9 protein-coding genes and 2 pseudogenes are annotated in these 7923 nt (G+C 38.1%); 5 read left to right on the top strand and 6 right to left on the bottom strand.

The annotated features are described in order from the left end of the window. Positions 1 to 109: 109 nt before the first annotated feature. Positions 110 to 322, bottom strand: a complete 213-nt coding sequence (locus C9J42_RS08180; RefSeq protein ID WP_233220737.1) for a hypothetical protein — start codon at positions 320 to 322, stop codon at positions 110 to 112. Positions 323 to 737: 415 nt separating this feature from the next. On the opposite strand from C9J42_RS08180, the gene C9J42_RS08175 reads away from it, so the two are divergent. Together C9J42_RS08175 and C9J42_RS08170 are read left to right on the top strand one after the other, a co-directional pair. Then, positions 738 to 1151: a TonB C-terminal domain-containing protein gene (locus C9J42_RS08175; RefSeq protein WP_107301881.1), complete on the top strand. Its 414-nt coding sequence runs from the start codon at positions 738 to 740 to the stop codon at positions 1149 to 1151. A gap of 129 nt (positions 1152 to 1280) precedes the next feature. Further along, entirely contained in the window at positions 1281 to 2033 is a 753-nt protein-coding gene (locus tag C9J42_RS08170; protein WP_158259626.1) for a class I SAM-dependent methyltransferase, read from the top strand. 219 nt (positions 2034 to 2252) lie between these two features. Here C9J42_RS08170 and C9J42_RS08165 read toward each other — a convergent pair. After that, positions 2253 to 2411, bottom strand: a pseudogene (locus tag C9J42_RS08165) (integrase); the annotation flags it as partial. Positions 2412 to 2633: 222 nt separating this feature from the next. Between C9J42_RS08165 and C9J42_RS08160 the strand changes: the two are divergent. Beyond that, positions 2634 to 3176 (top strand): N-acetyltransferase, encoded by a 543-nt coding sequence (locus tag C9J42_RS08160; protein WP_199187152.1) that lies wholly within the window; start codon positions 2634 to 2636, stop codon positions 3174 to 3176. A 219-nt stretch (positions 3177 to 3395) separates the two neighbouring features. Here the strand turns inward: C9J42_RS08160 and C9J42_RS21710 are convergent. Next, positions 3396 to 3556, bottom strand: a pseudogene (locus tag C9J42_RS21710) (integrase); the annotation flags it as partial. A 200-nt stretch (positions 3557 to 3756) separates the two neighbouring features. Here C9J42_RS21710 and C9J42_RS08150 point away from each other — a divergent pair. Further along, on the top strand, positions 3757 to 4230 hold the full coding sequence (locus tag C9J42_RS08150; protein ID WP_107301880.1) for a GNAT family N-acetyltransferase: 474 nt from the start codon (positions 3757 to 3759) through the stop codon (positions 4228 to 4230). A gap of 444 nt (positions 4231 to 4674) precedes the next feature. On the opposite strand, the gene mdtD is transcribed toward C9J42_RS08150, so the two are convergent. Beyond that, positions 4675 to 6054, bottom strand: a complete 1380-nt coding sequence (gene mdtD, locus C9J42_RS08140) for a multidrug transporter subunit MdtD (protein ID WP_107301879.1) — start codon at positions 6052 to 6054, stop codon at positions 4675 to 4677. A 215-nt stretch (positions 6055 to 6269) separates the two neighbouring features. On the opposite strand from mdtD, the gene C9J42_RS08135 reads away from it, so the two are divergent. Continuing rightward, positions 6270 to 6575 carry a hypothetical protein gene (locus C9J42_RS08135; RefSeq protein ID WP_107301878.1) on the top strand — a complete coding sequence of 102 codons (306 nt, stop codon included), beginning with the start codon at positions 6270 to 6272 and terminating at the stop codon, positions 6573 to 6575. Positions 6576 to 6668: 93 nt separating this feature from the next. Here the strand turns inward: C9J42_RS08135 and C9J42_RS08130 are convergent, their stop codons facing one another. Together C9J42_RS08130 and C9J42_RS08125 are read right to left on the bottom strand one after the other, a co-directional pair. Continuing rightward, entirely contained in the window at positions 6669 to 7244 is a 576-nt protein-coding gene (locus C9J42_RS08130) for a hypothetical protein (RefSeq protein WP_107208228.1), read from the bottom strand. A gap of 131 nt (positions 7245 to 7375) precedes the next feature. Next, a complete protein-coding gene (locus C9J42_RS08125; RefSeq protein WP_107301877.1) occupies positions 7376 to 7876 on the bottom strand; it encodes a hypothetical protein in 501 nt (166 codons plus the stop codon). Positions 7877 to 7923 lie beyond the last annotated feature (47 nt).

Below are 7923 nucleotides of genomic sequence, written 5' to 3'. Positions count from 1 at the left end.
GTCGAACGTTATCCTTGGTGTGAACCAATAATATTAATACCCTGATTTATAATAAAACCCTCTTTAATTATGAAGCGTGAAAGCCATTATCCTTATTATTGAACGTCGGTTATCTGGGTCGAAATATCCCCGTTAATTGCATGACATGTTGGCAGCAGGGGCAAAAGGGTTGGGCTTTTATACGTACCGTTTTATTCGGTGAGGGCAACGTCAGTTGTCCTGCTAACATGAACATAAATTGGATGGCTTGAAGCTGTTTCTTATCATCACCACAAGCCGCAATAATGCCTAAACATGGAGATGAACCCTTCTTTGTCGCCACCTCTCTTATCTCCATTTTCTTTCTTTGCGAGTTTCAGATAATCCTATTTCAATGAAGCGAAATGCTTTTGTTTTCTGCTAATGAAGCAACCTGTTTATTTACCCAGTTATAATGGAAATCGTAAATTTTTACGCTTAGACTTCGTTTTAAATAAGAAAAAATGCTTAATTATTTCAGCTTCTATTTATAAGGCATTGATATATAGGATGTAATATTCATGGTTGTGTTTTTAATCCGACGGACAAAATACCGTTCTTACTTTTACCAACGTAAACATATCGGGTGGATGCTAATTTTTGCGATTAAGGTAATGAAAATAAATGTTTTTATTTATTAGAATGTTGAATATTTGCTGTATTAATAAAGCGTAAAAGTAAGAATGCTTATTAATATACTGTTATGTGAATAGGGAAATATGAAGCAAATATATATATTGTTGGTTTTAGCTTTAACAGGATGCGCTTCGACTGAAACGAGCTCAATCAAAAGCTCTCCTCAAACTTCAAATATTAAGAAAGCAGAGGCTTCATTAACGAATAAAGAGATGGCAAACATCTACAAGTGGTCAGGCTATGTCAATTCAAGTATTACTAGACACATGGGAAATACAAATCCGTATATAGGCCTATCGACTGTAGTTGAGTTGTCTATTGAGCGTGATGGTAAAGTTTCCGAAGTTAAGGTTGTGGAAAAAAGCAGCTCTCAAGAATTTCAAAGGAAAGTACTCGAAGCTATTTATGCTTCTGCACCATACAATACAAAAATGCTCTCGGATGTTGAATTCTCAAAGGTAAAAAATATGAAAATTACAATTAACCTTCAAAGATAATACACATAACAAATTACTCAAAAGGACGTAAAACGCTTGGCTTGCGCTCCTTCGTCGCTAATTTTAGCCAAGCATTTTCCGCCTTTTAGTAAGGCGTTATAGCGCATTCATGCTCAAGGAGAAGAGTCGTTGAAACAAAGCAAGAGTGAATTTTGGTCAGGCGAGGAATATGATGCACAGTATGGTGAAGATTATGCTAATGAAATCTCATTTCTACGTGACATATTAACTTCCCAACAAGCGTCATCGCTTCTAGATGTGTGTTGTGGAACAGGCATCGTCACGATTCCTTTATCCAATGAGGCTTCTCATGTAGTAGGTATAGATTTTTCAGGGGCAATGGTCGAGTTCGCTATAGAAAAATCCGCAACGATAAACAATATTTCATTCTATGAAATGGATGCGACCAATTTCGATATAGGCACCAAATTTGATGTAGTCTCTATGACTGGTAATGCGTTTCAAGCATTTATCTCTGATGCTGACTTCTTGTCCATGCTAAATCAGATTAAAAATCATATGGGTAACAATGGTACATTCATTTTTGATTGTCGGCTTCCATCCCCAGAGCATCTAGAAGTAACCAGTGGTTATGAGTATTGGTCTTCATATATAAGCCCGAAGGGGGGAAAAGTTAAAGTGTACGGCTGGGACTGTGTTCACCCTCATTCCAATGATACGATGCTTCATCACATCCGTAGGGATTACGAAAGTGGTGAGCAATACCATAGTGAAATAGAGCTCAAATATCGTTCAATAGATGAGATCGTTAACTGTCTAGAAAGTGCTGGCTTACAGCTAGTAGGACATTATTCCGACTGGAAAAAGACCCCTTTTACTAAAGTATCAAATAGTATCGTGGGTGTTGTAAAAGCGCTATGACAAATAAGGATATGTGTCGCGAAGCCGACACCTATCCGAAGTGTTGGACAAGCCCAAGCCACCTTATATAAGTAAATATTGGAAATATCATGAAGGGGGATGCCAAAAAGAAGTCGAGCGTTATCCTTGGTGTGAACCAATAATATTAATACCCTGATTTATAATAAAATCCTCTTTATTTCTGCAGCGTGAAAGCCATTATCCTTATTATCTAACGTCGGTAATTAATGTGTCTGGTGATTTATCCAGTTGATGGGTAATGCGACGTAGAGCACGACTATAAGCATCAATCGTAGCGGGGCGTTTACCTTGCAAGGTGAGATGGGTAAGGTGTTGTTCATAAAGATAATCTGAACGATGTTGCTGTGCTTTATTCATGATAAATACTCCTTTTGGAAAGGTGTATTTACCGTAGTTGAGCTTATGGGTTTTCACTCTGCCGCGCAGCGGCTTCGTTCAACAAATGCATCAACACGATTTGCTACACTCGGCATTGTCAGTTTGCCTTTAGTTTCAGTGATTAAGGCAGTAAAATTCAGGTAAGTCTGTATAGTAGCAAACGTGTTATGCAGGCGTTAGGCTTTAGGGAGGAAGTTGTTAGTGTTAATACCACAATGGGAGTCAAAAAATTTAGTTTTCACTGAGTTTTTAAGTGATGAGGCGGAGCTAGCCAAGTCAATTTTTGACAGTAACTCAAATGTAAAAGCAATGGATCCAACGTTCAGAGAATGGCCCATCACAGAGTATGAAAAGTTAATAGCTGAAAGCAATAAGTCAAAATTACCTGACGAGCAAGGTGCATTTTACCTAAGAAAAATTAGCACAAAGAAAGGTCAAGTGGTTGGCTACATACAACTGGAGTTTCATGCTCCTTCAACTGGCACTCTTTGGCTTCCTATGTTAACAATTCTACCGAGTTTTAAAGGTAAAGGATTGGGTTCTGAAATAGTTAGTAGTGTTATCACCGTAGCATGTGAATACGCAAATCTACAAAATGTAGCTTTAAATGTTTATGCAGAAAACATTTCTGCTTTTAGGTTCTGGTACAGACAGGGTTTTACACAAATTAGATCTTTCGATAAAGAAATAGAACTTGGTAAGGAATACAACTGCTTAGTACTATATCGTGAGTTAAAAGCCTAACAAATAAGGATATGTGTCGCGAAGCCGACACCTATCCGAAGTGTTGGACAAGCCCAAGCCACCTTATATAAGTAAATATTGGAAATAGCATGAAGGGGAATGCCAAAAAGAAGTCGAGCGTTATCCTTGGTGTGAACCAATAATTTTAAGGCTATGATTTATAATAAAATCCTCTTTATTTCAGCAGCGTGAAAGCCATTATCCTTATTATCTAACGTCGGTAATTAATGTGACTGGTGATTTATCCAGTTGATGGGTAATGCGACGTAGCGCACGACTATAAGCATCAATCGTAGCGGGACGTTTACCTTGCAAGGTGAGATGGTTGTAAGGTGTTGTTCATAAAGATATTCTGAACGATGTTGCTGTGCTTTTTTCATGATAAATACTCCTTTTTTAAAGGTGTATTTACCGTAGTCGATCTTATGGGCTTTCACTCTGCCGCGAAGCGCTTCGTTCAATAAGTCGTTTAAAAGGACAAAAACAGTTGGCTTTTGCTCCTACGTCGCTAATTTTAGCCAACAATTTTTCGCCTCTTAACGAGGCGTTAGGTTAATCTACTTAAAGTACGGAGTGTAAAATGGAATTTATTCCCGTAAAAATTGAAATGGATGATACTCTCGATTTATGCATACAATTTCGACGAGATGTACATGTAGTAAGCTTTGGGAATGATGACGGTTTTAGTGTTGATGAAACTAAAGCGTGGTTTACAAAGCTAAGTACATTTGATAATTCTGGCTTTTATCATGTCCTCAAAAACAATGAGGTCATCGGTCAAATAGAATTTCGAAATGGCTTGATGGATGAGCAAGGTATAAAGTTTGGCTATATTAACTTGCTGTATTTGTTACCTGAATTTCGTAACAACGGTTTAGGTAAAAAACTAGTGGATTTCATATGTGCTCAGTTCAAAAACGAGCAATGTACATATGCACAGCTACGCTATATTCCTGCAAATTTGCAAGCCGTTAGTTTCTATCGCAAACATGGTTGGTTTGATGTCGGAGAGCTTGGTGAACGTGGGCAATTGGCAGAAAAACGATTAACCTAACAGATAAGGATATGTGTCGCGAAGCCGACACCTATCCGAAGTGTTGGACAAGCCCAAGCCACCTTATATAAGTAAATATTGGAAATATCATGAAGGGTGATGACAAAAAGCAGTCGAGCGTTATCCTTGGTGTGAACCAATAATATTAATACCCTGATTTATAATAAAATCCTCTTTAATTATGAAGCGTGAAAGCCATTATCCTTATTATTTAACGTCGGTTATCTGGGGCGAAAATTCCTCTTAATTGCATGATATGTTGGCAGCAGGGGCAAAAGAGTTGGGCTTTTATACGTACCGTTTTATTCGGTGAGGGCAACGTTAGTTGCCCGGCTAACATGAACATAAATTGGATCAATAAAGCTGCGGTTATTACTCATATATCGATGTGAGCATCAGTATGTTTAGTACAGATGCTCACAGATTTCATCGCTAATATGAATGTTATCTGTGTATTAAGTTATTACCGTCGGATCGTTTTAAGGATAAAAATGACAAAGCAGAGATAACGGTTAGCAGGCCCATAACGATGAATGTCTGGTGAAAATGAGACATATCATTGCCAGCGTAATAGGTTGAGAAAAAGTGTAAAACACACGCGCAGATAGCAAGACCAAAACTAATTGAAAGTAGTTGGGTTACCGCTAGCATACTGTTGCCTGCACTTGCATGATTATCATCTAAATCAGCTAATGTTATGGTGTTCATTGCAGTAAATTGTGTTGCGCGAACAATACCTAACGCAAACAGTAATGGTAGGGCTAACCATAGAGATAACTGGCCTGATATAAGGGCAAAAGCGGCTGTAATAACTCCAATAACAATGGTCACCCAGAACAATGTCTTACGGTAGCCTAGACGCTTAAGGGTTTTTTCGACATACGATTTACCTAATAATGCGCCAAAGGCTAAGGGAACCATCATTAACCCTGCATATAAGGCTGAGGCTCCCATTCCAACTTGCAACATAAGTGGTATGAGAAAAGGAATGGCACCTGTACCTAAACGAGAAAATATATTTCCACCGATACCAACAGAAAAAGTCCTAGTCTTAAAAAGTGATAAAGGAATAAGCACGTTTTGTTTTTTTGATGCGTAATAAATATAAGTAACAAGAAGAGTAAAACCAATTAATAAGGTTATAACTGGAATTAAAGCCGTCTCTGATTTAGTTAAAAGTTCAATGCCGCTTAAAAGAGTAATTAAACTTGAGCTAAATAGAATAAATCCCCAACCATCAAACTTACTCGCAGTTGAAGTAAAGTTAGGCATGTAGCGTTTGGTCATCCATAGTCCAATAATACCGACAGGGATATTTATTAAGAATATCCAATGCCAACTTGCATAAGTGACTAATACGCCACCAAGTACAGGGCCGACAATAGGACCGATTAATCCCGGCATTGTTGCTAGGTTTAACGCGTGAACAAATTCATTACGTGGATAGCTCCGTAATAATGCTAAGCGTGCTACAGGCACCATCATTGCGCCACCAACACCTTGGAGAATGCGAGCCAGTACCAGTTGCGTTAATGTGCCAGATAATCCACACGCCAACGAACCGAGTGTAAATAAGCCTACAGCCCAGCCAAATATAATGCGGGTGCCAAATCTGTCAGCAAGCCAGCCACTGATAGGAATTAAGATCGCAACAGTCAGAGTGTAGCTAATGATGGTTAGCTGCATCGTTAAGGGCGATTCATGTAAGCTTTTGGCCAAGGAGGGGATTGCTGTATTTATTATTGTGGCATCAAGAGTCTGCATAAAAAAAGCAATACCCGCAATCCATGGTAGCCATGTCAGTTGTTTTGATGGTTTCACCATAGTCACCTCATTAATGGTAACGATATTCCGCGCGCAGAGTAGCCAGAAGCATAAAACAGTGGAGAGGAAATAACGAAGGTTATACGTAATGTATTATGACTATATCAGTTGTAACTTAACCTGAAGTGAATCGCGAAACATGCTTATTACGGTATAACATAATCGAAAATATGCAGCTAAACTGGTGTTGGGAATATGAAAAGGAGAATCGGTCAATGAATAGAAAACGGATTTTTGTTATCGCATTTATGGTGCCTATTATTTACGGCATAATTTGGTTTTTATCTCTGTACGTAAGTACGGATCTTAATCATTTGTTTTATGAAAACCATATCGTCTTTTTGTATTTAGCTTTGCCATGGTCGTTCTTTACGATAGAAGTTGGCGCAATGTGTAGTGCCTATACCAGCAGTTATATCTGCAATCCACTTACTATTTTATTAATAAGCATTGGTTTTGCTGTAAATGTTGTTGTTAGTGCGATTGTGTTAGCTGGGTTGGGTAAGATGCTTAAAAGATAAGATTCTGATTGTTAATAAGTTAATGGTTTTTAAGAATAAAAAAACGACTGTGGTAAAACAGTCGTTTGCTAGAATTTGAAGACTAAACGAAGTTTATTCTGGTACGTATTCTAATGGGGCTTCTAAGTCTTTAAGTACCATTTTTTGAATATTAATTCCTAACATCATGATGATTAAACACCAATTGAGGAAAGGGAGTTTGCCTGTTTGAATGCTTTCAACAAACTGACTTGGGTTCCAACTAAATAATTCACAAATATTCTGCGCTGTCATTTCTTCAAATAGGCCGCTATCAATTAGCTTGGCAAATTGTTCGTTGGTTGGGCATACAAAAGTATTACGAGCACCAAATGCTGATGGTTTGAATAAGCGTAATACGCGACGAATATCCTCAACTGGGATCACTTTGCCATTAGTTGCAATGCTTTGTTTGCCAATTAATGCCGCTAAGAAACACCAACATGGGTATGGAATAGTCGACACATTGAAAGGTTCTTTTTTGTATTTCGCTGTCCAGCTACTTACATTCTTCTCTTGCAAACCAGTGACTAACGCTAACTTCTTTGCATCATAGCCATGATCTTTCAGTAGGTTAATGATTTCAGCGACTTCTGATACGAAAGGTTTTGTCCAATTTTCGTATGAGGTAAATACATTTTCTCTAATCAAAATGCTATTCCAATATGGGATTCAATAGATTGGCGCTGATCATACGTGTTCACACGACGATGTCCATTAATATCCCATCACCTTGTTAAAATCCTTAATCAATTACCAATTAAATTTGTTATTTCATCTAGTTAGCTGGCTGGCTTGGAACTCAGCTCTTGGATTACCTTCAGATCATCAGCAGCTAAAGTGAATGAGTCACTAAGCTCTATAGTTTTATTGCTTTCTTTCTTGGCGTTAACAAGTGTGGCGGTGTAGTGAATTTTTGCACTATGTGTTGTTTTATTAATATATTCTAGGTCTAACACGATACCTGATGCTCGTGATTTATCGATAATATAATGCCCATCCCAAGTTAAATTGGCATCAATATTGTTATTTTTCTGATTGAAGTTTTGGGTGTTTTGATGTGCAAGTAAGGTTTGAAGGCTGTGCTGATTCAGTGAAATAGTTAAGTAATGTTCGGTATCTTTTGACAAGATAATACTGACAGCTGGGGTGTTGTTTAAGTCGAAGTCAGTGGCAATGCCGACGTGAGTTAATGTACCGTGGATTTGGTGATCGTGTTGCTGATTACATCCAGCGAGTAATACGGTGGCAAGTAAAACACTTGCGATGGTTATTCCTTTCATACTATCTCCTCTGTGACGCACTGTATTGTGCCGTTAGCAAAACTAAC

The sequence above is a fragment of the Photobacterium sp. GB-56 genome (assembly GCF_003026105.1).
Classification (GTDB): domain Bacteria; phylum Pseudomonadota; class Gammaproteobacteria; order Enterobacterales; family Vibrionaceae; genus Photobacterium.
The sequence above is the reverse complement of the archived record's forward strand: the minus strand, read 5'-3'. Positions and strand labels throughout refer to the sequence as shown.

Excerpts from the sequence above, each read along its gene's own strand:
- C9J42_RS08135 (WP_107301878.1), top strand. The coding sequence starts at position 6,270 with ATGAATAGAAAACGGATTTTTGTTATCGCATTTATGGTGCCTATTATT.
- C9J42_RS08125 (WP_107301877.1), bottom strand. The coding sequence starts at position 7,876 with ATGAAAGGAATAACCATCGCAAGTGTTTTACTTGCCACCGTATTACTC.
- C9J42_RS08150 (WP_107301880.1), top strand. The coding sequence starts at position 3,757 with ATGGAATTTATTCCCGTAAAAATTGAAATGGATGATACTCTCGATTTA.
- C9J42_RS08175 (WP_107301881.1), top strand. The coding sequence starts at position 738 with ATGAAGCAAATATATATATTGTTGGTTTTAGCTTTAACAGGATGCGCT.
- mdtD (WP_107301879.1), bottom strand. The coding sequence starts at position 6,054 with ATGGTGAAACCATCAAAACAACTGACATGGCTACCATGGATTGCGGGT.